The organism is Pseudomonas laurylsulfativorans, from assembly GCF_002906155.1.
Lineage (GTDB): Bacteria > Pseudomonadota > Gammaproteobacteria > Pseudomonadales > Pseudomonadaceae > Aquipseudomonas > Aquipseudomonas laurylsulfativorans.
The window spans coordinates 254,610-279,721 of record NZ_MUJK01000004.1 but is presented as its reverse complement, the minus strand read 5'-3'; the positions used below and the strand labels follow the sequence as shown (position 1 = coordinate 279,721).

At 60.4% G+C, this 25,112-nt stretch carries 20 protein-coding genes; 11 read left to right on the top strand and 9 right to left on the bottom strand.

What is annotated here, in order from left to right; translation table 11 throughout:
* Window positions 1-34 precede the first annotated feature (34 nt).
* From nuoG to nuoN, 8 genes are read left to right on the top strand one after another with little or no spacing between them, the layout of a single operon-like run.
* Entirely contained in the window at window positions 35-2,749 is a 2,715-nt protein-coding gene (gene nuoG, locus B0D71_RS15120; RefSeq protein ID WP_103395475.1) for an NADH-quinone oxidoreductase subunit NuoG, read from the top strand.
* A complete protein-coding gene (gene nuoH, locus B0D71_RS15115) occupies window positions 2,746-3,753 on the top strand; it encodes an NADH-quinone oxidoreductase subunit NuoH (RefSeq protein ID WP_103395474.1) in 1,008 nt (335 codons plus the stop codon). The genes nuoG and nuoH overlap by 4 nt, the downstream gene beginning before the upstream one ends.
* A 12-nt stretch (window positions 3,754-3,765) precedes the next feature.
* Window positions 3,766-4,311: an NADH-quinone oxidoreductase subunit NuoI gene (gene nuoI, locus B0D71_RS15110; protein WP_177330210.1), complete on the top strand. Its 546-nt coding sequence runs from the start codon at window positions 3,766-3,768 to the stop codon at window positions 4,309-4,311.
* 9 nt (window positions 4,312-4,320) lie between these two features.
* Window positions 4,321-4,824: an NADH-quinone oxidoreductase subunit J gene (gene nuoJ, locus B0D71_RS15105; RefSeq protein WP_103395473.1), complete on the top strand. Its 504-nt coding sequence runs from the start codon at window positions 4,321-4,323 to the stop codon at window positions 4,822-4,824.
* A gap of 2 nt (window positions 4,825-4,826) precedes the next feature.
* Entirely contained in the window at window positions 4,827-5,135 is a 309-nt protein-coding gene (gene nuoK, locus B0D71_RS15100) for an NADH-quinone oxidoreductase subunit NuoK (RefSeq protein WP_007946416.1), read from the top strand.
* A complete protein-coding gene (gene nuoL / locus B0D71_RS15095) occupies window positions 5,132-6,985 on the top strand; it encodes an NADH-quinone oxidoreductase subunit L (protein WP_103395472.1) in 1,854 nt (617 codons plus the stop codon). Before nuoK ends, nuoL begins: the two co-directional genes overlap by 4 nt.
* Before the next feature lie 39 nt (window positions 6,986-7,024).
* Window positions 7,025-8,557, top strand: a complete 1,533-nt coding sequence (gene nuoM, locus B0D71_RS15090) for an NADH-quinone oxidoreductase subunit M (protein WP_103395471.1) — start codon at window positions 7,025-7,027, stop codon at window positions 8,555-8,557.
* A 7-nt stretch (window positions 8,558-8,564) separates the two neighbouring features.
* Window positions 8,565-10,028: an NADH-quinone oxidoreductase subunit NuoN gene (gene nuoN / locus B0D71_RS15085; RefSeq protein ID WP_103395470.1), complete on the top strand. Its 1,464-nt coding sequence runs from the start codon at window positions 8,565-8,567 to the stop codon at window positions 10,026-10,028.
* 284 nt (window positions 10,029-10,312) lie between these two features.
* On the opposite strand, the gene B0D71_RS15080 is transcribed toward nuoN, so the two are convergent.
* The 6 genes from B0D71_RS15080 to B0D71_RS15055 are packed head-to-tail and all read right to left on the bottom strand — an operon-like array spanning window position 10,313 to window position 16,269.
* A complete protein-coding gene (locus tag B0D71_RS15080) occupies window positions 10,313-12,055 on the bottom strand; it encodes an ABC transporter substrate-binding protein (protein WP_103395469.1) in 1,743 nt (580 codons plus the stop codon).
* Window positions 12,056-12,102: 47 nt separating this feature from the next.
* Window positions 12,103-12,375, bottom strand: a complete 273-nt coding sequence (locus B0D71_RS15075; protein WP_103395750.1) for a DUF2160 domain-containing protein — start codon at window positions 12,373-12,375, stop codon at window positions 12,103-12,105.
* A gap of 10 nt (window positions 12,376-12,385) precedes the next feature.
* Window positions 12,386-13,186 (bottom strand): carbohydrate ABC transporter permease, encoded by an 801-nt coding sequence (locus B0D71_RS15070; protein ID WP_007970460.1) that lies wholly within the window; start codon window positions 13,184-13,186, stop codon window positions 12,386-12,388.
* Between the two features lie 10 nt (window positions 13,187-13,196).
* Entirely contained in the window at window positions 13,197-14,063 is an 867-nt protein-coding gene (locus B0D71_RS15065) for a carbohydrate ABC transporter permease (protein ID WP_103395468.1), read from the bottom strand.
* On the bottom strand, window positions 14,060-15,175 hold the full coding sequence (locus B0D71_RS15060) for an ABC transporter ATP-binding protein (RefSeq protein ID WP_103395467.1): 1,116 nt from the start codon (window positions 15,173-15,175) through the stop codon (window positions 14,060-14,062). Before B0D71_RS15060 ends, B0D71_RS15065 begins: the two co-directional genes overlap by 4 nt.
* Window positions 15,175-16,269, bottom strand: a complete 1,095-nt coding sequence (locus tag B0D71_RS15055; protein WP_103395466.1) for an ABC transporter ATP-binding protein — start codon at window positions 16,267-16,269, stop codon at window positions 15,175-15,177. The genes B0D71_RS15060 and B0D71_RS15055 overlap by 1 nt, the downstream gene beginning before the upstream one ends.
* 382 nt (window positions 16,270-16,651) lie before the next feature.
* Between B0D71_RS15055 and B0D71_RS15050 the strand changes: the two genes are divergently transcribed.
* Complete coding sequence (locus tag B0D71_RS15050; RefSeq protein ID WP_103395465.1) at window positions 16,652-18,514, top strand: sigma-54-dependent Fis family transcriptional regulator; 1,863 nt, start codon at window positions 16,652-16,654, stop codon at window positions 18,512-18,514.
* A gap of 197 nt (window positions 18,515-18,711) precedes the next feature.
* Here B0D71_RS15050 and cysS read toward each other — a convergent pair whose 3' ends face one another.
* Window positions 18,712-20,094 (bottom strand): cysteine--tRNA ligase, encoded by a 1,383-nt coding sequence (gene cysS, locus B0D71_RS15045; protein WP_007970481.1) that lies wholly within the window; start codon window positions 20,092-20,094, stop codon window positions 18,712-18,714.
* A gap of 20 nt (window positions 20,095-20,114) precedes the next feature.
* Window positions 20,115-21,812, bottom strand: a complete 1,698-nt coding sequence (locus tag B0D71_RS15040; RefSeq protein WP_103395464.1) for a glutamine--tRNA ligase/YqeY domain fusion protein — start codon at window positions 21,810-21,812, stop codon at window positions 20,115-20,117.
* 267 nt (window positions 21,813-22,079) lie between these two features.
* On the opposite strand from B0D71_RS15040, the gene B0D71_RS15035 reads away from it, so the two are divergent.
* The gene (locus B0D71_RS15035) at window positions 22,080-22,583 is read left to right on the top strand and encodes a peptidylprolyl isomerase (RefSeq protein WP_103395463.1); all 504 of its coding nucleotides are present in this window, start codon (window positions 22,080-22,082) and stop codon (window positions 22,581-22,583) included.
* Complete coding sequence (gene lpxH / locus B0D71_RS15030; RefSeq protein WP_103395462.1) at window positions 22,580-23,332, top strand: UDP-2,3-diacylglucosamine diphosphatase; 753 nt, start codon at window positions 22,580-22,582, stop codon at window positions 23,330-23,332. The genes B0D71_RS15035 and lpxH overlap by 4 nt, the downstream gene beginning before the upstream one ends.
* Before the next feature lie 112 nt (window positions 23,333-23,444).
* On the opposite strand, the gene B0D71_RS15025 is transcribed toward lpxH, so the two are convergent.
* Window positions 23,445-24,977: a DHA2 family efflux MFS transporter permease subunit gene (locus B0D71_RS15025; RefSeq protein WP_103395461.1), complete on the bottom strand. Its 1,533-nt coding sequence runs from the start codon at window positions 24,975-24,977 to the stop codon at window positions 23,445-23,447.
* Window positions 24,978-25,112: the final 135 nt, after the last annotated feature.

Genomic DNA, 25,112 nt, shown 5'->3' with positions numbered 1-25,112 from the left:
CCGCTGACACCGGGCCAACGAAGAACTTTGAACCATGGCCACTATCCACGTAGACGGCAAAGAGCTCGAAGTCGATGGGGCAGACAACCTGTTACAGGCATGTCTGTCGCTAGGCCTCGATATCCCTTATTTCTGCTGGCACCCTGCCCTTGGCAGCGTTGGCGCTTGCCGCCAGTGCGCGGTCAAGCAGTACACCGACGAGAACGACACCCGTGGTCGTATCGTCATGTCCTGCATGACCCCTGCCACCGACAACACCTGGATCTCCATCGAAGATGAAGAGTCCAAGGCCTTCCGCGCCAGTGTTGTCGAATGGCTGATGACCAACCACCCTCACGACTGCCCGGTCTGTGAAGAAGGCGGTCACTGCCACCTGCAAGACATGACGGTAATGACCGGCCACAACGAGCGCCGTTACCGCTTCACCAAGCGTACCCACCAGAACCAGCAACTGGGCCCGTTCATTTCCCACGAAATGAACCGCTGCATCGCTTGCTACCGCTGCGTGCGCTTCTACAAGGACTACGCCGGCGGCACCGACCTCGGTGTGTTCGGCGCCCACGACAACGTGTACTTCGGTCGCGTTGAAGACGGCGTGCTGGAAAGCGAGTTCTCCGGCAACCTCACCGAGGTCTGCCCGACCGGTGTGTTCACCGACAAGACTCACTCCGAGCGCTACAACCGCAAGTGGGACATGCAGTTCTCGCCGAGCATCTGCCATGGCTGCTCCAGCGGTTGCAACATCTCCCCGGGCGAGCGTTACGGCGAACTGCGTCGCATCGAAAACCGTTTCAACGGTTCGGTGAACCAGTACTTCCTGTGCGACCGTGGCCGTTTCGGCTATGGCTACGTCAACCGCGAAGACCGTCCGCGTCAGCCGTTGCTGGCCAATGGCACCAAGTTGAGCCTCGACGAAGCGCTGGATAAAGCCGCCGATCTGCTGCGCGGTCGCAACATCGTCGGTATCGGCTCGCCACGCGCCAGCCTCGAAAGCAACTACGCGTTGCGCGAACTGGTCGGTGCCGAGCACTTCTACTCCGGTATCGAAGCATCCGAACTGGAACGCATCCGTCTGGTCCTGCAAGTGCTCAAAGACAGCCCTCTGCCAGTGCCGAACATGCGCGACATCGAAGACCACGACGCCGTGTTCGTCCTCGGTGAAGACCTGACCCAGACTGCTGCGCGCATGGCGTTGTCCCTGCGTCAATCGGTCAAGGGCAAGGCCGAAGACATGGCCGACGCCATGCGTGTCCAGCCTTGGCTCGACGCCGCCGTGAAGAACATCGGTCAGCACGCGCTGAACCCGCTGTTCATCGCCAGCCTGGCTGAAACCAAGCTCGACGACATCGCCGAAGAGTGCGTTCACGCCGCTCCCGACGACCTGGCCCGCATCGGTTTCGCCGTGGCTCACGCCCTCGACGCCAGCGCTCCAGCCGTTGAAGGCCTGGACGCTGAAGCCCTCGAACTGGCCAAGCGCATTGCCGACGCCCTGCTCGCGGCCAAGCGCCCGCTGATCATCGCCGGTACTTCCCTGGGCTCCAAAGCGCTGATCGAGGCTGCTGCCAACATCGCCAAAGCCCTGAAGCTGCGCGAGAAGAACGGTTCCATCAGCCTGATCGTGCCAGAGGCCAACAGCCTCGGTCTGGCCATGCTCGGTGGCGAATCGGTCGACGCCGCGCTGCAAGCCGTGATCGACGGTAAGGCCGACGCCATCGTCGTGCTGGAAAACGATCTGTACACCCGTACCGACAAGGCCAAGGTCGATGCTGCCCTGACCGCCGCCAAAGTGCTGATCGTCGCCGACCATCAGAAGACCGCCACCAGCGATCGCGCGCACCTGGTCCTGCCAGCCGCCAGCTTCGCTGAAGGCGACGGCACCCTGGTCAGCCAGGAAGGCCGCGCCCAGCGTTTCTTCCAGGTGTTCGATCCGAAGTACATGGACGCGAGCATCCTGGTTCACGAAGGTTGGCGCTGGCTGCATGCCCTGCGCGCGACCTTGCTGAACCAGCCGATCGACTGGACCCAACTGGACCACGTCACCGCCGCCGTCGCTTCCAGCACTTCGATTCTGAACCGCATTGTCGATGCCGCACCGTCCGCCGCGTTCCGCATCAAGGGCATGAAACTGGCCCGTGAACCGCTGCGTTACTCCGGTCGTACCGCCATGCGCGCCGACATCAGCGTGCACGAACCGCGTACCCCGCAGGACAAGGACACCGCGTTCGCCTTCTCCATGGAAGGTTACTCGGGTTCGGCCGAACCGCGTCAGCAAGTGCCATTCGCCTGGTCTCCGGGCTGGAACTCGCCGCAAGCCTGGAACAAGTTCCAGGACGAAGTCGGTGGTCACATCCGCGCTGGCGACCCAGGCACCCGCCTGATCGAAAGCACCGGTGACTCGCTGAACTGGTTCGCCAGCGTTCCACGTGCGTTCAACCCGGCCCAGGGCACCTGGCAGGTCGTGCCGTTCTTCCACCTGCTCGGCAGCGAAGAGAACTCTTCCAAAGCCGCTCCGGTTCAGGAACGCATTCCGGCGGCTTACGTCGCACTCGCCAAATCCGAAGCCGACCGCCTGGGCGTCAACGACGGTGCCATGCTGAGCCTGAACGTGGCCGGCCAGACCCTGCGTCTGCCGCTGCGCATCAATGAAGAACTGGGCGCAGGCCTGGTGGCATTGCCTGCGGGCATCGCCGGCATTCCGCCAGCGATCTTTGGCAAATCCGTTGACGGTCTGCAGGAGGCAGCTCAATGACCTGGTTCACTCCTGAAGTGATCGATGTGATCATCGCGGTCCTCAAGGCCGTGGTGATTCTGCTCGCCGTGGTGGTCTGCGGTGCCCTGCTGAGCTGGGTCGAGCGTCGTCTGCTCGCCCTCTGGCAGGACCGTTACGGTCCGAACCGCGTGGGTCCGTTCGGCGCGTTCCAGATCGCTGCCGACATGATCAAGATGTTCTTCAAGGAAGACTGGACGCCTCCATTCGCCGACAAGATGATCTTCACCCTGGCACCAGTCGTCGCCATGAGCGCCCTGCTGATTGCCTTCGCGATCATCCCGATCACCCCGACCTGGGGCGTGGCGGACCTGAACATCGGCATCCTGTTCTTCTTCGCCATGGCCGGTCTGTCGGTCTACGCGGTGCTGTTCGCCGGCTGGTCGAGCAACAACAAGTTCGCCCTGTTGGGCAGCTTGCGGGCCTCGGCGCAAACCGTGTCGTACGAAGTGTTCATGGGCCTGTCGCTGATGGGCATCGTGATCCAGGTCGGCTCGTTCAACATGCGCGACATCGTCGACTACCAGGCGCAGAACCTGTGGTTCATCATTCCGCAGATCTTCGGTTTCCTGACCTTCTTCATCGCTGGCGTGGCCGTGACTCACCGTCACCCGTTCGACCAGCCGGAAGCGGAACAGGAACTGGCCGACGGTTACCACATTGAATACGCCGGCATGAAATGGGGCATGTTCTTCGTCGGCGAGTACATCGGCATCGTGCTGATCTCGGCGCTGCTGGTGACCTTGTTCTTCGGTGGCTGGCACGGTCCGTTCGGCATCCTGCCGCAGATCCCGTTCATCTGGTTCGCACTGAAAACCGCGTTCTTCATCATGATCTTCATCCTGCTGCGCGCTTCGATCCCGCGCCCACGGTATGACCAAGTGATGGATTTCAGCTGGAAGTTCTGCTTGCCGCTGACCCTCGTCAACATGCTGGTGACCGCTGCGATCGTGTTGCTCAACACGCCCGCCGTCGCGGCTCAGTGAGGATAGAGAATCATGAAGTACATTTTTGACATCGTGCATGGCTTCTACACCCAGCTTCGCAGCCTGGTGATGATTTTCGGCCACGCCTTCCGCAAGCGCGACACGCTGCAGTACCCGGAAGAAGCCGTGTACCTGCCGCCGCGCTACCGTGGGCGTATCGTCCTGACCCGCGACCCCGACGGCGAAGAGCGTTGTGTAGCCTGCAACCTGTGCGCCGTGGCGTGCCCGGTCGGTTGCATCTCGCTGCAGAAAGCTGAAACCGAAGACGGTCGCTGGTACCCGGACTTCTTCCGCATCAACTTCTCGCGCTGCATTTTCTGCGGCCTCTGCGAGGAAGCCTGCCCGACCACCGCGATCCAGCTGACGCCGGATTTCGAAATGGCCGAGTTCAAACGTCAGGACCTGGTTTACGAGAAAGAAGATCTGCTGATCTCCGGCCCCGGCAAAAACCCTGATTACAACTTCTATCGTGTTGCAGGTATGGCGATTGCCGGGAAGCCGAAAGGCTCCGCGCAGAATGAAGCCGAACCGATCAACGTGAAGAGCTTGCTGCCTTAAGGAAGAAAGATGGAATTCGCTTTCTATTTCGCATCGGGTATCGCTGTGGTGTCCACGCTTCGCGTGATCACCAACACCAACCCTGTGCACGCCCTGCTCTACCTGATCATTTCGCTGATCGCCGTAGCGATGACGTTCTTCGCCCTCGGCGCACCGTTTGCCGGTGTCCTGGAAGTGATCGCCTACGCTGGCGCCATCATGGTGCTGTTCGTGTTCGTGGTGATGATGCTGAACCTGGGGCCTGCCTCGGTTCAGCAAGAGCGCGTCTGGCTCAAGCCCGGTATCTGGGGTGGCCCGGTCCTGCTCGCCGCACTGCTGCTGGTTGAACTGCTGTACGTGCTGTTCTCCCACCAGAGCGGCCAGGCCGTCGGCCACACCACCGTAGACGCCAAGGCCGTGGGCATCAGCCTGTTCGGTCCTTACCTGCTGGTGGTCGAACTCGCCTCGATGCTGCTGCTCGCCGCAGCCGTCACGGCGTTCCATTTGGGCCGTAACGAAGCCAAGGAGCAATGACGATGCCTGCTATCCCTATGGAGCATGGTCTGGCGGTCGCCGGCATCCTGTTCTGCCTCGGTCTGGTCGGCCTGATGGTCCGCCGCAACATCCTCTTCGTGCTGATGAGCCTGGAGGTCATGATGAATGCCTCCGCTTTGGCGTTCATCGTTGCCGGTAGCCGCTGGGCACAGCCGGATGGACAGATCATGTTCATCCTGGTGATCAGCCTGGCAGCCGCCGAGGCCAGTATTGGCCTGGCGATCCTGCTGCAACTGTATCGCCGCTTCCACACGCTCGATATCGACGCTGCCAGTGAGATGCGCGGATGAACCTACTCTTTCTGACTTTCGTATTCCCTCTCATTGGTTTCCTGCTGCTGTCGTTCTCGCGCGGCCGCATTTCGGAAAACCTGGCCGCGCTGATTGGCGTTGGCTCCGTCGGCTTGTCTGCCATCGTCACCGCCTACGTGATCTGGCAGTTCAACGTCGCCCCGCCGGAAGGCGGCCACTACACCCAGGTGTTGTGGCAGTGGATGGCGGTGGAAGGCTTCACGCCGAACTTCGCCCTGTACCTGGACGGCCTGTCGCTGACCATGCTCGGTGTGGTGGTTGGCGTCGGCTTCCTGATCCACCTGTTCGCGTCCTGGTACATGCGCGGTGAAGACGGCTACTCGCGTTTCTTCGCGTACACCAACCTGTTTATCGCCAGCATGCTGTTCCTGGTGCTGGGCGATAACCTGTTGTTCCTGTACTTCGGCTGGGAAGGCGTGGGCCTGTGCTCGTACCTGTTGATCGGTTTCTACTACAGCAACCGCAACAACGGTAACGCCGCACTCAAAGCCTTCATCGTGACCCGTATCGGTGACGTGTTCATGGCCATCGGCCTGTTCATTCTGTTTGCCCAACTGGGCACCCTGAACGTCCAGGAACTGCTGGTGCTGGCACCGCAGAAATTCCAGGCCGGCGACTTCTGGATGGTCATGGCCACCCTGATGCTGCTGGGCGGCGCTGTCGGTAAATCCGCGCAACTGCCGCTGCAAACCTGGCTGGCGGACGCGATGGCCGGTCCTACTCCGGTTTCGGCACTGATCCACGCCGCGACCATGGTGACCGCCGGTGTCTACCTGATCGCCCGTACCCACGGCCTGTTCACCCTGGCGCCGGAAATCCTGCACCTGGTGGGCATCGTTGGCGGTGTGACCCTGGTTCTGGCGGGCTTTGCAGCCCTGGTCCAGACCGACATCAAGCGTATCCTCGCCTACTCGACCATGAGCCAGATCGGCTACATGTTCCTGGCCCTGGGCGTTGGTGCCTGGGATGGCGCGATCTTCCACCTGATGACCCACGCTTTCTTCAAGGCCCTGTTGTTCCTTGCCTCCGGTGCGGTGATCGTTGCCTGCCACCACGAGCAGAACATCTTCAAGATGGGCGGTCTGTGGAAGAAGTTGCCACTGGCCTACGCCAGCTTCATCGTCGGCGGTGCGGCCCTGGCGGCCCTGCCTCTGGTAACGGCGGGCTTCTACTCCAAGGACGAAATCCTCTGGGAAGCGTTTGCCAGCGGCAACAACGGTCTGCTCTATGCAGGTCTGGTCGGCGCGTTCATGACCTCGCTCTACACCTTCCGCCTGATCTTCATCGCGTTCCACGGTGAAGCGAAGACCGAAGCCCACGCCGGTCACGGCATTGCCCACTGGCTACCACTGTCGGTGCTGATCGTATTGTCCACCGCCATCGGCGCGATGATCGTTCCACCGCTGCACGGCGTGTTGCCGCAAAGCGTCGGCCATGCCGGCGGCGAAGCCAAGCACAGCCTGGAAATCGCCTCGGGCGCCATCGCCCTGGCCGGTATCCTGCTGGCCGCGCTGCTGTTCCTCGGCAAGCGTCGCTTCGTCACCGCCGTCGCCAACAGCGGCATCGGCCGTTTCCTCTCGGCCTGGTGGTTCGCTGCCTGGGGCTTCGACTGGATCTACGACAAACTGTTCGTCAAGCCTTACCTGGCGATCAGCCACATCCTGCGCAAAGACCCGCTCGACCAGACCATCGGTCTGATCCCGCGCATGGCCAAAGGCGGTCACACCGCCCTGAGCCGTACCGAGACCGGTCAACTGCGTTGGTATGCCGCCTCGATGGCTGCTGGTGCCGTGCTGGTAATTGGCGCCGTCGTGCTGGTAGCGGTCTGATATGAACCTTGCGAATTTGCGAAAGGAAACGAGCCCGTCATGATTCTGCCCTGGCTAATCCTGATCCCCTTCATCGGCGGCCTGCTGTGCTGGATGGGTGAGCGCTTCGGCGCCACCCTCCCCCGCTGGATTGCGCTGATCACCATGTCCCTGTTGCTCTCCCTCGGCCTCTGGCTGTGGGCCAACGGTGACTATTCATTTGCCCCGGCGCCTGGCGCCGACCCGACCTGGGCGCTTGAGTTCAAGCACGTCTGGATCGAGCGCTTCGGCATCAACGTGCACCTGGCCCTCGACGGCCTGTCACTGTTGATGATCATGCTCACCGGTCTGCTGGGTGTGCTCTCGGTACTCTGCTCGTGGAAAGAGATCCAGCGTCACGTTGGCTTCTTCCACTTGAACCTGATGTGGATCCTGGGCGGTGTCGTCGGCGTGTTCCTCGCCCTCGACCTGTTCATGTTCTTCTTCTTCTGGGAAATGATGCTGGTACCGATGTACTTCCTCATCGCGCTCTGGGGTCACAGTTCTTCGGACGGCAAGAAAACCCGGATCTACGCGGCGACCAAGTTCTTCATCTTCACTCAGGCTTCCGGCCTGATCATGCTGGTGGCGATCCTGGGCCTGGTACTGGTCAACTTCAACAGCACAGGCGTAATTACCTTCAACTACGCCGACCTGTTGAAGACCAAGATGTCGATGACCACCGAGTACATCCTGATGCTCGGCTTCTTCATCGCCTTTGCGGTCAAGCTGCCAGTGGTTCCGTTCCACTCCTGGCTGCCTGATGCCCACGCCCAGGCACCGACCGCAGGTTCCGTCGACCTCGCCGGTATCTTGCTGAAAACCGCTGCCTACGGCCTGTTGCGTTTCGCACTGCCGCTGTTCCCGAACGCGTCGGCCGAGTTCGCGCCGTTCGCCATGGCCCTGGGTCTGATCGGGATCTTCTACGGTGCGTTCCTGGCGTTCGCGCAAACCGACATCAAGCGTCTGATTGCCTTCTCGTCCGTTTCCCACATGGGCTTCGTACTGATCGGCATCTACTCCGGCAGCCAACTGGCGCTGCAAGGCGCGGTGATGCAGATGCTGGCCCACGGTCTGTCGGCGGCGGCACTCTTTATCCTGAGTGGCCAGTTGTACGAACGCACCCACACCCGCGACATGCGTGAAATGGGTGGCCTGTGGTCGAAGATCGCTTACCTGCCTGCCCTCAGCCTGTTCTTCGCAGCAGCGTCGCTGGGCTTGCCGGGTACCGGTAACTTCGTCGGTGAGTTCCTGATCCTGATCGGCACCTTCCCGATCGCCCCATGGGTCACCATCATCGCCACGTCCGGCCTGGTGTTCGGTTCGGTCTACTCGCTGATCATGATCCACCGTGCGTATTTCGGTCCGGCCAAATCGGACGCGGTACTGCATGGCATGGACGGTCGTGAAATGATCATGGTGGTCGGTCTGGCCGCACTGCTGATTTACATCGGCGTGTACCCACAACCGTTCCTCGATACCTCTGCCGCTACGATGCATGGCGTGCAGCAATGGCTCGGCACCGCCTTCACTCAACTCGCTTCGGCCCGGTAAGAGCGCTATGGAATTCACGACTCAACACTTTATCGCGCTAGCGCCGCTGTTGATTACCAGCCTCACCATTATCGTGGTGATGCTGGCAATCGCCTGGCGCCGCAACCACTCCCAGACCTTCCTGATTTCCGTGGCGGGTCTGAACCTGGCTTTGCTGTCGATCCTGCCTGCCTTGAAAGTCGCGCCCCTGGCCGTGACGCCTTTGCTGCAGATCGACACCTTCGCCTGCCTGTACATGGCGCTGATCCTGGTCGCCACCCTCGCCTGCGTCACCCTCGCCCACGCCTACCTCGGCGATGGCGGTTCGGGTTACCCGGGCAACCGTGAAGAACTGTACCTGCTGATCCTGATGGCCGCCGCCGGTGGCCTGGTTCTGGTCAGCGCGCAGCACCTGGCCGGGTTGTTCGTCGGTCTGGAACTGCTGTCGGTGCCGGTCTACGGTCTGGTGGCCTATGCCTTCTTCAACAAGCGCTCGCTGGAAGCCGGTATCAAGTACATGGTGCTGTCGGCGGCCGGTTCCGCGTTCCTGTTGTTCGGTATGGCCCTGCTCTACGCAGACTCGGGTTCCCTGAGCTTCGTCGGTATCGGCCAGGCGCTGGCGGCTACCGGCCTGCCAAGCTCGCTGGCGCAACTGGGCCTGGGCATGATGCTGATCGGCCTGGCGTTCAAGCTGTCGCTGGTACCCTTCCACCTGTGGACCCCGGACGTCTACGAGGGTGCTCCGGCGCCGGTCGCAGCGTTCCTCGCTACCGCTTCCAAAGTGGCTGTGTTCGCAGTGATGGTGCGCCTGTTCCAGATCTCGCCAGCGGCGAGCAGCGGCGTGCTGAGCAACGTACTGACCATCATCGCCATCGCGTCGATCCTGTTCGGTAACCTGCTGGCCCTGACCCAGAGCAACCTCAAGCGTCTGCTGGGTTACTCGTCCATCGCCCACTTCGGCTACCTGCTGATCGCCCTGGTGGCGAGCAAGGGCCTGGCCGTGGAAGCCATCGGCGTGTACCTGGTCACCTACGTGATCACCAGCCTCGGCGCCTTCGGCGTGATCACCCTGATGTCCTCGCCGTACAACGGCCGTGACGCGGACGCCCTGTACGAATACCGCGGCCTGTTCTGGCGCCGTCCGTACCTGACCGCCGTACTGACCGTGATGATGCTGTCCCTCGCTGGTATCCCGCTGACCGCGGGCTTCATCGGCAAGTTCTACATCATCGCCACCGGTGTCGAATCGCACCAATGGTGGCTGGTCGGCTCGCTGGTACTGGGCAGCGCCATCGGCGTGTTCTACTACCTGCGCGTCATGGTCACCCTGTACCTGATCGAACCGAACCTGCGTCGTCACGATGCGCAACTGCATTGGGAACAGAAGGCAGGCGGCGTGATGCTGCTGGCCATCGCCCTGGTCGCGTTCTTCCTCGGCGTCTACCCACAACCGCTGCTGAACCTGGTCCAGCAATCGGGTCTGGTGGGTTGATCGCTTAAGCGACATTCGGCAGCAAACAGAAACGGCACCTTCAGGTGCCGTTTTTGCGCTCTGACCGTTGCCCTTGTTCGACCAGAAGTGCTGACCCTTTCTTCCTGCGCTGACCAACAGAACGCCATCGCTGGCAAGCCAGCTCCTACAGGGGTCGTTGGGCAACGCATGGTCTGCGGCAGACGCTGTATCTGTATGGGCTGGCTTGCCAGCGATAGCGGTGGCTCAGGCACAAAAGAAAACGGCACCTTTCGGTGCCGTTCGCGTATCACGGTACAACCACTTTACTTACGCGCCGCCTCCCAAGACTTCAGCAGTTCGGCGTAGCTCACGGTCTCGCCCTTCGGCTTCTCGTTTTCCAGTTTCGGCTTCGGCGCACCCGGCTGGTCGAACCAGTATTGCGCATCACGCTCGGGGTTCATTTTCGGGGCGCAGGTGGCTTGTGCCTTGGAGCGTTCCAGACGGGACATGATCGCGTCCTGATCCTTGGCCAGGCCGTCGAGTGCCTGTTGCGGGGTTTTCTCGCCGCTGGCGGCTTCTGCAATGTGGCTCCACCACAGTTGCGCGAGGCGAGGATAGTCCGGCACGTTGGTCCCGGTCGGGGTCCATTGCACACGGGCCGGGCTGCGGTAGAACTCCACCAGGCCACCGAGTTTAGGCGCCAGGTCGGTCATCGCTTGCGAGTTGATGTCCGATTCGCGGATAGGTGTCAGGCCGACGATGGTTTTCTTCAGTGACACGGTTTTCGACGTCACGAACTGCGCGTAGAGCCAGGCCGCGAGTTTCTGCTTCTCAGGCGTGGATTTCATGAAGGTCCAGGAGCCCACGTCCTGATAGCCCAGTTTCATGCCCTCTTCCCAGTAAGGACCACGCGGTGACGGCGCCATGCGCCATTTCGGCGTGCCGTCGGCGTTCATCACTGCCAGACCCGGTTTGGTCATGTCGGCGGTGAAGGCGGTGTACCAGAAAATCTGCTGGGCGATAGCGCCCTGGGACGGTACGGGACCTGATTCGGAGAAGGTCATGCCCGCCGCTTCCGGTGGCGCGTACTTCTTCAGCCAGTCGACGTATTTGGTGGTGGCGAACACCGCCGCCGGCCCGTTGGTATCGCCGCCGCGGGTCACGCTGGAGCCCACCGGATGGCAGTCCTCGACACGAATGCCCCACTCGTCCACCGGCAAGCCGTTGGGGATACCCTTGTCGCCGCCACCGGCCATGGAGAACCAGGCATCGGTGAAGCGCCAGCCCAGGGACGGGTCTTTCTTGCCGTAGTCCATGTGCCCATAGACGCGCTTGCCGTCGATTTCCTTGACGTCTTCGCTGAAGAACTTGGCGATGTCTTCATAGGCTGACCAGTTCACCGGCACGCCCAAGTCATAGCCGTACTTTTCCTTGAACTTGGCCTTGAGGTCCGCGCGTTCGAACCAGTCGGCGCGGAACCAGTAGAGGTTGGCGAACTGCTGGTCAGGCAATTGATAGATCTTGCCGTCCGGCGCAGTGGTGAACGAGATGCCGATGAAGTCCTTGATGTCCAGGGTCGGCGAGGTAAAGTCCTTGCCTTCGTTGGCCATCAGGTCGGTGATCGATTCGGTCTTGCCGTAACGAAAGTGCGTACCGATCAGGTCCGAGTCGTTGACCCAGCCATCATAGATGCTCTTGTCCGACTGCATCACGGTCTGCAGCTTTTCCACCACGTCGCCTTCCTGCAGCAGGTCGTGGGTCAGCTTGATCCCGGTGATTTCAGTGAAGGCCTTGGCCAACACCTTGGACTCGTACTCGTGGGTGGCAATGGTTTCCGACACCACTTTGATATTCATCCCGCGGAACGGCTGCGCCGCCTTGATGAACCACTTCAACTCTTCCAGTTGTTGTTCGGCCGTGAGTGTGGACGGTTTGAATTCACTGCCGATCCATTTCTTCGCGGCATCTTCGTAGGCATCGGCCCAGGCCGAAGCGCTCAAACCGCTGAGTGCCAGCATGGCTGCCAATGAAATGCTATGTCGCAGCTTATTGTTTTTGTCGAACATAGAGACCTCCTTATTGAGTTTCGGAGCAACATTGCCGAGCGATTCGACTAGCCCCAACGCATCACAGCCAACAGCCACACCAGGGACAACGCGAACGCCACCCAGATGCTCCAGTCGGTGACGCCGATTACCAGCAAGTGCAGGTAGGCGCTGCCGAGAAGACCGATAAACAAGCGATCGCCACGGGTGGTGGCAATCGGCAGAAAACCACGCCGAAGGATGCTCGGCGAACGTAATTCCCAAGTGGTCATGACCACCAGGATCAAGGCAATCACGCTGAAGAATGCCGCCGTGGGGACGGTCCAGCTCATCCATTCCATCATCAGTTCCTCATACCCGACCCAGGGCGAAGCCCTTGGCCACATGGTTGCGAACAAACCAGATCACCAGCATGCCCGGCAGGATAGTCAACACACCTGCCGCCGCCAGTACCCCCCAGTCGATACCGGACGCCGAGACCGTGCGCGTCATGACCGCCGCGATGGGCTTGGCGTTCACCGAAGTGAGGGTTCGCGCCAGCAGCAGCTCGACCCAGGAAAACATGAAGCAGAAAAACGCCGTGACACCGATGCCGGAGCCGATCAGCGGGATGAAAATCTTCACGAAGAACTTGGGAAAACTGTAGCCGTCGATGTAGGCGGTTTCGTCGATTTCCTTGGGCACGCCGGACATGAAACCTTCGAGAATCCACACCGCCAACGGCACGTTGAACAGGCAATGGGCCAGGGCCACGGCGATGTGGGTGTCGAACAGCCCGATCGAGGAATACAGCTGGAAGAACGGCAGCAGGAACACCGCCGGAGGCGCCATGCGGTTGGTCAGCAGCCAGAAGAACAGGTGCTTGTCGCCAAGGAAGCGATACCGCGAGAACGCATAGGCCGCCGGCAGAGCCACGGTCAGGGAAATGATCGTATTCAGGCTCACGTAATACGCCGAGTTGATGTAGCCGGTGTACCAGCTCGGGTCGGTGAAAATCACCTTGTAGTTGGCCAGGGTGAAATCCTGTGGGAAAAGCGTCAGGCCGCCGAGGATTTCGCTGTTGCTCTTGAAGGACATGTTCAGCAGCCAGTAGATCGGCACCAGCAAAAACAGGATGTAGAGCAGCAAGGGAATAAGCTTTCTTTTGCTCATGGTGCGGGCCTCAACGGTTGGCGTCAGAGTGAGTCATGGCGGTGTAGAACAGCCAGGACACCAACAGGATGATCAGGAAGTACACCAGCGAGAATGCCGCAGCCGGCCCCAGGTCGAATTGCCCTACGGCCATCTGGGTCAAGGTCTGACTGAGGAAGGTCGTGGCATTGCCCGGACCGCCGCCCGTGAGCACGAACGGCTCGGTGTAGATCATGAAGCTGTCCATGAAGCGCAGCATCACGGCGATCAGCAGCACACTCTTGAGCTTGGGCAACTGGATATGCCGGAACACCGCCCAGGCCGAGGCACGGTCGATCCGCGCCGCCTGGTAATACACGTCCGGAATCGCCCGCAACCCGGAGAAGCACAACAGCGCCACCAGCGAGGTCCAGTGCCAGACGTCCATGATCAGCACGGTGACCCAGGCGTCCATGGTGTTCGCCGCATAGTTGTAGTTGATGCCCATGGCCTTGAGGCTCGCCCCCAGCAAACCGATATCGGCGCGGCCGAAGATCTGCCAAATGGTGCCAACCACGTTCCACGGAATCAGCAGCGGGATCGCCAGCACGATCAACACCACCGAAGACCAGCGGCCCTTGGTCGGCATGGTCAGGGCAATGGCGATGCCCAGGGGAATTTCGATCAGCAGCACACAGGCGGAATAGATGAACTGGCGCAACAACGAGTCATGCAGGCGCGGGTCGAGCAGCACCTGTTTGTACCAGTCGGCGCCGACGAAATAGCGGCTGGACTGGTCGAAGATGTCCTGCACCGAATAGTTGACCACGGTCATCATCGGGATCACCGCACTGAACGCCACCAGCAGGAACACCGGCAGTACCAGCCACCAGGCCTTGTTGTTCTGCACCTTGTTCATGGCTGCACCTCAATGCTGGCTTGGGTTTCCAGGAGGAATTCGTCGGCATAGACCATCAGCCACTGCGTTGGAAAACTGATGTAGGCCGTGCCTTGCGGCACCGGTTTGTCTTCGGCCATGCGCACCTTCAGGGTGGCGCCGTCGAGGTTCAGGGTCATGATCTTGTAGGTGCCCAGGTCTTCGACGTGTACGACTTGTGCCCGCAGAGCGTCATCAAAGGCTTCGTCCCACACATGGACGAACTCCGGACGAATGCCGACCTTGAGGGTTTTCCATTCGGATTCAGCAATACGCTGCTGCATGGCCTCGGACAGCGGCAGGTGAGTCGAGGCAAAACCGACGCCGCCCGGTTGCGGCTGCACCTCGATCAGGTTCATCCCCGGACTGCCGATGAAGTAACCGACAAAGGTATGACTCGGCCGCTCGAACAACTCCCTTGGCGTGCCGAACTGCACGATCTGCCCGCCGTACATCACCGCGATCTTGTCGGCGAAGGTCGAGGCTTCGAGCTGATCGTGGGTGACGTAGACCATGGTGATGTTGAACTGCTCGTGAATCTGCTTGAGCTTGCGCCGCAGTTTCCACTTCAGGTGCGGGTCGATCACCGTCAGCGGCTCGTCGAACAGGATCGCCGACACGTCGTCGCGCACCAGCCCACGACCCATGGAGACTTTCTGTTTTTCGTCGGCGGTGAGGTTGCGCGCCTTTTTGCTCAGCAGATTCTGCAGGTCAAGCACTTCGGCGATTTCCTGGACCTTGCTGTGAATCTTCGCTTCGGCCATGCCCTGGTTGCGCAGCGGAAAGGCCAGGTTGTCGAACACCGTCATGGTGTCGTAGACCACCGGAAACTGGAAAACCTGGGCGATGTTGCGCTTCTCCGGCGTCAGGTCGTTGACCGCTTTGCCGTCGAACAGCACATGGCCCTGGGACGGGCTGAGCAACCCGGAAATGATGTTGAGCAAGGTCGACTTGCCGCAGCCCGATGGACCGAGCAACGCATAGGCGCCACCCTGTTCCCAGATGTGGTCCATCTCGCGGATCGCGTAGTCCTCAGGTCCCGTCGGGGTTTTGGTGTAGCTGTGGGCGAGGTTCTGCAAACGGATTTCGGCCATCAGGCAACCCTCGAGACACGCCGGCCCGGCGCCTGGACCAGGCGCCCCTGCGTATCGAACACAAACAGTTTATGGGTCGGGATGTAGATGCGGATCGGCGCATCGACGTCGTATTCGTGAACACCCGGCAAGTGCAGCACCAGCAGGAAATGCTCGTTGCGCACGTGAAGGAAGGTTTCCGAGCCGCTGATTTCCGCGACCTCGACAGTCACCGCCAGTTCGAGGTCATCATCATTGCTTGGTACCAGCGATATATGGCTGGGGCGCACGCCGAAGCGGAACTCGCCCTCGCCCACCGGACGCAAATCGACGTTCAACGGAAAGTGCACGAAGTTGGCGAAACTCACTTCGTTGCCGGCAATGCGACCTGGCATCAGGTTGATCGGCGGCTCGGAGAACAGCTCGGCCGCCAGCACCGTTTGCGGCTGGTGATAGACCGAGGAAGACTGGCCGCTCTGGATCACCCGGCCTTCGTGAAGAATGGTCGTGGTGCCGCCCAGGGCCAAAGCCTCGTTGGGTTCGGTGGTGGCATAGATCGCGATGGTGTGGCGTGCCTTGAACAGCTCGCGCATTTCCTGGCGCAGTTCTTCGCGCAACTTGTAGTCGAGGTTGACCAGCGGCTCATCGAACAGGATCAGCTCGGCATCCTTGACCAGCGCCCGGGCCATGGCCGTGCGTTGCTGCTGACCGCCGGAAAGCTCCAGCGGATAGCGCTTGAGAAACTTCTCGATGCGCAGCATCTTTGCGGTTTCCAGCACCTTGCTCTGGATCTGCTCGCTGGATACACCGGCCTGACGCAACGGTGAGGCGATGTTCTCGAACACCGTCATGGTCGGGTAGTTGATGAACTGCTGATAGACCATCGATACGTTGCGCAAACGCACCGGGCGCTGGGTGACGTCGACACCGTTCATCAGGATGCGCCCGCTGTCGGGCTTGTCCAGACCCGCCATCAGGCGCATCAGGCTGGTTTTGCCGGACAAGGTGCGACCCAGCAAAACGTTGAAGGAACCGGGTTCAAAACTCAGGTTGGCATCGTCGATCCAGATCTGGCCCTCGACGGTGCGGCTGACGTGCTCCAGGGTGAGTGACATGGCTCGGCCTTTTTATTATTGGAGTCAAGCGACCGGAGCTACAAAGCGACATCCGTGCCAAAAATCACAAGCTGTTGATTCAAATGGAAATTCAAGAAAAAAATGGTAAATCAGCGTTCGTTGCTGAACACAAATGAACAATAGGAAGTGAACAATTGAACAGTTCACCCATTGACAGTGAACAATAGTGAACAACACTCTATGGATTGTTCACGCCCCCTGTAGGAGCGAGTTTGCTCGCGATGCACTTGAGTCCGCCTCGTTTACTCGGGCAGCCCTTGTCACCGTTAACGTCCATCGCGAGCAAGCTCGCTCCTACAGGGACCGTGCGTTATTGAAGTCACCATAAAAACAATAAAAGCTTGCCCAGAGATCGACTGCCATGGCCGCACCCGCCTCGCCGCTGTCCCACGACGCCATCATCCAGGACTCCTGGTCCCGGTGCCGCGCGTTCGGCCTCAGTCATCAGAGTACGCCGGCATTCGACCAATTGCCGGCCGCGGGCATCGCGCAATTGCTGGAGAGCCAGCATTCGCTGGTACAAACCACTCATCAGGAAGTGCTGCCCTACTACGAGAACATCCTCAGCAATTCCAATTGCCTGATCATGCTCGCCGACCATCAGGGCCAGGTGCTCACGTCCTGGGGTACCCAGCGCTTTATCGACCCCAAACTGGCCCGGGGTTTCAGCGCTGGCGCCAGCTGGATGGAACGCTGCAGCGGCACCAATGCCATCGGCACCGCCCTGGCGTGCGAGCAAGCCGTGCATATCGAGCACGATGAACACTTCCTTAAAGCCAACCGCTTCATGACCGGTTCCGCCGCGCCGATTTTCGATGCCGAGCGCAAGGTGATCGCGGTGCTGGACGTGTCCAGTGACAGCTACCTGCCGCCCTCCCACACCCTGGGCATGGTCAAGATGATGAGCCAGACCGTGGAAAACCGGCTGATCCTCAACCTGTTCCATGGCCAACATTTCCAACTGACGTTCAATACCGGACTGAACAACCTCGACAGCCAATGGGCCGGCTTGCTGATCTTCGATGAAACCGGCCAGGTGCTGTCGGCCAATCGCCGGGCCGACAACTTGCTGGGCATCAGCCTGTCGCGGGTCAGTGTCGAGAGCCTGTTCAAGGTCTCGCTGCTGGAATTGCTCAACCAGCCCGAAGGCCTGCCCTTCGCCCTGCAAACCTCAGGGCGCAATCGCTTCCAGTGCCTGTTGAAACGGCCGAAACAGGTGGCGGTCAAGGCGCGGCTATTCTCTGAAAACAAGAGTGCTGAAAACAGGAGCGCCGAGCCTGCAGTCATCGCGATGCCGGCCATCAGCCTCAACACCCTGCACTTCGGCGACAGCCGCGTGGAAAAAGCCGTGCGTCAGGCCGAGCGCTTGCTGGAAAAGGACATTCCGCTGCTGATCCATGGTGAAACCGGGGTCGGCAAGGAAGTGTTCGTCAAAGCCCTGCATCAGGCCAGCTCTCGCAGCAAACAACCGCTCATCGCCGTCAACTGTGCGGCTATTCCCGCCGAACTGGTGGAGTCCGAGTTGTTCGGTTATGAGAAAGGCGCGTTCACCGGCGCCAACCAGAAAGGCAGCATCGGGCTGATCCGCAAGGCCGACAAAGGCACGCTGTTCCTCGACGAAATCGGTGACATGCCACTGCCAACGCAGGCGCGACTGTTGCGGGTGTTGCAGGAGCGTTGTGTGCAGCCGGTCGGTAGCAGCGAGTTGTTCCCGGTGGACCTGCGGATTATCTCCGCCACTAACCGCTCACTACGCGAACAGGTACAACTGGGGAGGTTTCGTGAGGACCTGTATTACCGCATCGGCGGCCTGACCCTGGAATTGCCACCGTTGCGTGAACGCAACGACAAGGAGGCACTGTTCAAACGCCTGTGGGAGCAGCACCGTGAACCCGCACAATGGGCTGGTTTGAGCCAGGAAGTGTTGGCGCTGTTCTGCCGCCATCCCTGGCCGGGTAACTTGCGCCAGGTCAGCAGTGTGATTCAGGTCGCCCTGGCCATGGCCGAGGAACAACCGATACGGCCGGAGCATTTGCCGGATGATTTTTTTGTCGATCTGGAGATGGAGCCGGTGGAGACGCCGGAACCGCTGGCCGTGGATCTGAATGATGTCGAGGATCTGAACCGGCAGTTGCAGGCGGTCGGGGGGAATATTTCGTATCTGGCGCGCAGGCTTGGGGTGAGCCGCAATACCCTTTACAAGCGATTGCGCCAGGCTGAATGACAAGTTGGCCGAACGGGCGCCATCGCTGGCAAGCCAGCTCCTACAGTTCCCGTGGTGTACATAATTTTGGCGAACGGCGCGACCTTGTAGGAGCTGGCTTGCCAGCGATGACGTCAGCCCGGACTCCACATATATCCCCCCTGTTCAAAAACAAAAACCCGCACAAGGCGGGTTTTGTTTTGTAGCCAGTAACGCTATCAGTCAGCCAGACGCCAGGTCGTCCCACCCTTGCCGTCTTCCAGCACCACGCCCATGGCGGTGAGCTGGTCGCGGATGCGGTCGGATTCGGCCCAGTCCTTGCCGGCACGTGCCGCCAGGCGCGCAGCGATCAGCGCTTCGACTTCAGCTGCATCCACACGCCCTTCAGCGCCCGCTTGCAGGAAATCATCGGCTTCAAGCTGCAACACACCCAACACGCTGGCCAGTTCTTTCAAACGGGCTGCCAGACCGGCCGCCGCGTTGAGATCGCTCTCGCGCAGACGGTTGATCTCACGGACCATCTCGAACAGCACCGCGCAAGCTTCCGGCGTGCCAAAGTCGTCGTTCATCACCTGGGTGAAGCGCTCGACGAAGGCTTCGCCGCCAGCCGGCGCCACGTTCGGCAGGCCTTTCAACGCGTGGTAGAAACGCTCCAGGGCGCCCTTGGCGTCCTTGAGGTTGTCTTCCGAATAGTTGATGGCGCTGCGGTAGTGGCTCGACACCAGCAGGTAACGCACGACTTCCGGGTGGTACTTGTCGAGCACGTCGCGAATGGTGAAGAAGTTGTTCAAGGACTTGGACATCTTCTCGCCATTGATACGGATCATGCCGCAATGCATCCACGCGTTGGCGTAGGTCTTGCCGGTGGCCGCTTCGCTTTGGGCGATTTCGTTTTCGTGGTGCGGGAACTCAAGGTCGCTGCCGCCGCCATGAATGTCGAAGGTTTCGCCCAGGCAGCAGGTCGACATCACCGAGCACTCGATGTGCCAGCCCGGACGCCCGGCGCCCCACGGCGATTCCCAGCTCGGCTCGCCCGGCTTGGCGGCTTTCCACAATACGAAGTCCAGCGGGTCCTGCTTGGACTCGTCGACTTCGATCCGCGCGCCGATGCGCAAGTCTTCGATCTTCTTGCGCGACAGCTTGCCGTAGCCCATGAACTTGCCGACGCGGTAGTACACGTCGCCATTGCCCGGGGCGTAAGCGTAACCCTTGTCGATCAGGGTCTGGATCATCGCGTGCATGCCAGGGATGTGATCCGTGGCACGCGGCTCCATGTCCGGCTTCTTGATGTTCAGGCGCGCTTCGTCTTCGTGCATCGCCGCGATCATGCGCTCGGTCAACGCTTCGAACGACTCACCGTTCTCGTTGGCCCGATTGATGATCTTGTCGTCGATGTCGGTGATGTTGCGCACATAAGTCAGGTCGTAGCCGCTGAAGCGCAACCAGCGCGTCACCAGGTCGAACGCGACCATGCTGCGGCCGTGGCCCAGGTGGCAATAGTCGTACACGGTCATGCCGCACACGTACATGCGCACCTTGTTGCCATCGAGCGGCTTGAAGACTTCTTTGCTCTTGGTGAGCGTGTTGTAGATCGTAAGCACTTTAATTCCTTGACACTAAATCACTGGCCCCACGAATCACGCAGGGTCACGGTACGGTTGAATACCGGCTGACCTGGTTTCGAGTCCTTGAGATCAGCAACGAAGTAACCTTCGCGCTCGAACTGGAAACGGTCTTCCGGCTGTGCGTTGCCCAGCGAAGGCTCAGCACGACAACCGGTGAGTACCTGCAGCGAATCAGGATTGATGTTGTCCAGGAAACTGGCGCTGTCTTCGGCCTTCTCCGGGTTCGGAGAACGGAACAGACGATCGTACAGACGCACTTCGCACTCGACGCTGGCAGCGGCCGGCACCCAGTGCACCACGCCTTTGACCTTGCGGCCTTCAGGGTTCTTGCCCAGGGTGTCCGGGTCGTACGAGCAACGCAGTTCGACGATGTTGCCGTCGGCGTCCTTGATCGCTTCGTCGGCACGGATCACGTAGCTGCCGCGCAGGCGCACTTCGCCGGCCGGTTCCAGGCGCTTGTAGCCTTTTGGCGGCTCTTCCATGAAGTCGTCACGGTCGATGTAGATTTCCCGGGCGAACGGCAGGACGCGCACGCCCATGTCTTCTTTCGGGTGGCAGGGCAGTTCGAGGTTCTCGACCTGGCCTTCCGGGTAGTTGGTAATCACGACTTTCAGCGGACGCAGCACGCACATGGCACGCGGGGCGCTCTGGTCGAGGTCGTCACGGATGCTGAATTCGAGCATGCCGAAGTCGACCACGCCGTCGGAACGGTTGGTGCCGATCATTTCGCAGAAGTTGCGGATCGATTTCGGCGTGTAGCCACGGCGGCGGAAGCCAGACAGCGTGGACATGCGCGGGTCGTCCCAGCCGTTGACGTGACCTTCGTCCACAAGCTGCTTGAGCTTGCGCTTGCTGGTGATGGTGTAGTTCAGGTTCAGGCGGCTGAACTCGTACTGGCGCGGGTTGGCCGGCACGGGCAGGTGTTCGAGGAACCACTCGTACAGCGGACGGTGGCTTTCGAACTCCAGGGTGCAGATCGAGTGGGTGATGCCTTCGATGGCGTCCGACTGACCGTGGGTGAAGTCGTAGTTCGGGTAGATGCACCACTTGTCACCGGTCTGGTGGTGATGAGCGTGGCGGATGCGATACATGATCGGGTCGCGCAGGTTCATGTTCGGCGAGGCCATGTCGATCTTGGCTCGCAGCACCCGTGCGCCGTCCTTGAATTCACCGGCTTTCATGCGGGCGAACAGGTCCAGGTTTTCTTCCACGGAGCGGTCGCGGAACGGGCTGTTCTTGCCCGGCTCGGTCAGGCTGCCACGGTATTCCTTGGCTTGCTCCGGCGTCAGGTCGTCGACGTAGGCATTGCCGGATTTGATCAGCTCAACGGCCCAGTCGTGCAACTGGTCGAAATACTGCGAGGCGTAGCGCACTTCACCGGACCATTCGAAGCCCAGCCATTTGACGTCGCTTTCGATCGCGTCGATGTATTCCTGGTCTTCCTTGGCCGGGTTGGTGTCGTCGAAACGCAGGTGCGTGACGCCGCCGAACTCCTGGGCCAGGCCGAAGTTCACACAGATCGACTTGGCGTGACCGATGTGCAGGTAGCCGTTGGGTTCAGGCGGGAAACGGGTGACGATCTGCGTGTGCTTGCCCGAGTCCAGGTCTGCCTGGATGATCGGCCGCAGGAAGTTGACCGGCACGGCAGGGCCGGTCTTGGCATTCGAGGTAGGGTCGACAGTGGGCTTGCTCATAGGATCCTTGAACGTACAAGTGCATGGCCGTAATGAAGGCCGGACAAAACAAAGCCGCTATCATAGCCGATGCCGTCAAGTACCTGACAGAGCGCACTCTGTAAACCGTCGCATTTAATAGGCCGTAAATGAAAAAACAGCCTCGAAATTCGCGTCTGGCACGCTAAACTGCGCACCTTGGCCAAAACAGGCTGAACCGGTGGCGGGACGTGATGTTCCAACACCACGAATTTCTCTAGTACGCTTCACATTAAAAGAGTCCTGATCATGACCCAAGTCAAACTGACTACCAACCATGGTGACATCGTCATCGAACTGAACGCCGAAAAAGCCCCGATCACCGTGGCCAACTTCGTCGAGTACGTTAAAGCCGGTCACTACGAAAACACTGTTTTCCACCGTGTCATCGGTAACTTCATGATCCAGGGCGGCGGTTTCGAGCCAGGCATGAAAGAAAAGAAAGACAAGCGTCCAAGCATCCAGAACGAAGCGGACAACGGTCTCTCCAACGACAAGTACACCATCGCCATGGCCCGCACCATGGAGCCGCATTCGGCTTCCGCACAGTTCTTCATCAACGTCGCGGACAACAGCTTCCTGAACCACAGCGGCAAGAACGTTCAAGGCTGGGGTTACGCAGTTTTCGGTAAAGTGACTGCTGGCACCGACGTTGTCGACAAGATCAAAGGCGTGGCCACCACCTCCAAGTCCGGCCACCAGGACGTACCGGCAGACGACGTGATCATCGAGAAAGCCGAGATCATTGAGTGATATTGCTGATTTCAGACTTGCATCTGGAAGAGGAGCGCCCGGACATTACCCGGGCGTTTCTGGATTTGCTCGCCGGACGCGCCCGCTCGGCGAGTGCGCTGTACATTCTGGGCGACTTCTTCGAGGTGTGGATTGGCGATGACGCCATGACACCCTTCCAGCGTTCCATCTGCCAGGCCCTGCGTGATCTCAGCGACAGCGGCACGGCCATATTTCTGATGCACGGCAATCGCGACTTCCTCCTCGGCAAGGCGTTCTGCAAAGAAGCCGGCTGCACCTTGCTGAAGGATCCGAGTGTCGTGCAACTCAACGGCGAGCCGGTGCTGTTGATGCACGGCGACAGCCTCTGCACCCGCGACGAAGCCTATATGAAGCTGCGTCGCTACCTGCGCAACCCGATCACCCTGTTCATCCTGCGACACTTGCCGCTGCGCACCCGGCACAAGCTGGCACGCAAGCTGCGCAGTGAAAGCCGTGCGCAAACACGGATGAAGGCCAATGACATTGTCGATGTCACGCCCGAAGAGATTCCGCGAATCATGCAGGAATTCGGCGTGAAGACCCTGATCCACGGGCACACCCATCGCCCGGCCATCCACAAGTTGCAGCTGGGCGAACAAGCGGCCAAGCGCATTGTGCTGGGGGATTGGGATCGTCAAGGGTGGGCCTTGCAGGTCGATGGGCAAGGGTTTGCGCTGGCGCCCTTTGACTTCACTCCGCCACCGCAACTCGCTGCACCGGCACACTAAACCGAAACACAACCCCCCTGTAGGAGCCGGCTTGCTGGCGATCACGGTGTATCAATGACATCCGACACACCGCGATCGCCAGCAAGCCGGCTCCTACATTGATCGCGTTGGCTCAATGTCCCGCGGACGCCGCAGGCCCGGCCTTCGCCGTAAACGGCGGCTTGGCCAGCCACACAATCAATATCAAGCCCATGAACATCCAGCCCAGCAGGGTGAAGTAGTCCACCGTGGACATGATGTACGCCTGACTGATCACCATCTGATCCAGCTGTGTATAAGCTTTGGCCCCTGCCCCGCCCAGGTTGGTCAGTGCCTCGCGGGTTGCCGGATCGAACGGGGTGATGCTTTCGGTCAGGTAGGCGTGATGCTGATCCGCCCGGCGAATCCAGATCCAAGTGGTCAACGAAGCCGCGAAACTACCGCCCAGGGTCCGCAAGAATGTCGCCAGCCCCGAACCGTCGGCAATCTGGCTTGGCGGCAGGTCCGATAGCAGGATGGTCAGGGTCGGCATGAAGAACAGCGCCACACCGATCCCCATGAACAACTGCACCAAGGCGATGTGCTGGAAGTCCACTTCATTGGTAAACCCGGCGCGCATGAAACAGCTCAGGCCGATGGCGAGGAACGCCCCGCCCGCCAGCAGGCGCATATCGAATTTCGGTGCGTATTTGCCGACAAACGGCGCCAGCAGCACCGGCAGAATCCCCAGCGGCGCCACGGCAAAACCGGCCCAGGTCGCGGTATAGCCCAGTCGTGTTTGCAGCCACTGCGGCAGAATCAGGTTGATCCCGAAGAACCCGGCATAGCCCAGGATCAGCACGATGGTGCCGTAGCGGAAGTTGCGGTGGGCGAACAGACGCAGGTTGACCACCGGGTGTTCGTCGGTCATTTCCCAGATCACGAAGAACGCCAGGGCTACCACCGAAATCACCGAGCCGATCACGATGAAACTGGATTCGAACCAGTCGGCATCGTTGCCCTTGTCGAGCACGATCTGCAACGCCCCGACGCCGATGATCAGCGCGATCAAGCCGACGTAATCCATCGGTTGGCGGCTGGTGACCACCGGACGCTTTTTCATCTGCTGGGTGACCACCCACGCGGCGAACAGGCCGATTGGCACGTTGATGAAGAAAATCCACGGCCAACTGTAGCTGTCAGTGATCCAACCGCCGAGAATCGGCCCGGCAATCGGCGCGACCACCGTGACCATTGCCAGCAACGCCAGCGCCAGCCCCCGTTTCGCCGGAGGGTAAACCGCAATCAGCAGGGTCTGGGTCATCGGATACAGAGGCCCCGCCACCACCCCCTGCAACACCCGAAAGCCCACCAGCTCCGGCATCGAGGTGGAAATCCCGCACAGGAACGAAGCCAGCACGAACAGTAATGTCGCCCAGACAAATAGCTTCACCTCGCCAAAACGGCGACTGAGCCAACCGGTCAGCGGCAGGGCGATGGCGTTGCTTACGGCGAACGAAGTGATGACCCAGGTGCCCTGCTCCGAACTCACGCCCAGGTTGCCGGAGATCGTCGGCAACGCCACGTTGGCGATGGTGGTGTCGAGCACTTGCATGAAGGTCGCCAGCGACAGGCCGATGGTGCTGAGCAACAGGCTGGGCGGCGTGAAAGACGCGTTATTGCTCATGGTGAACCCCTTGAAACCTGATCGGCACTGCGCCTGTTACAGACGCAGCTAACCCTGTGGGGGCGAAATGTGGCGAGGGGGCTTGCCCCCTCGCCACATTTCGCTCCCACAGAGGTCGGTGTGATGACGGATTGG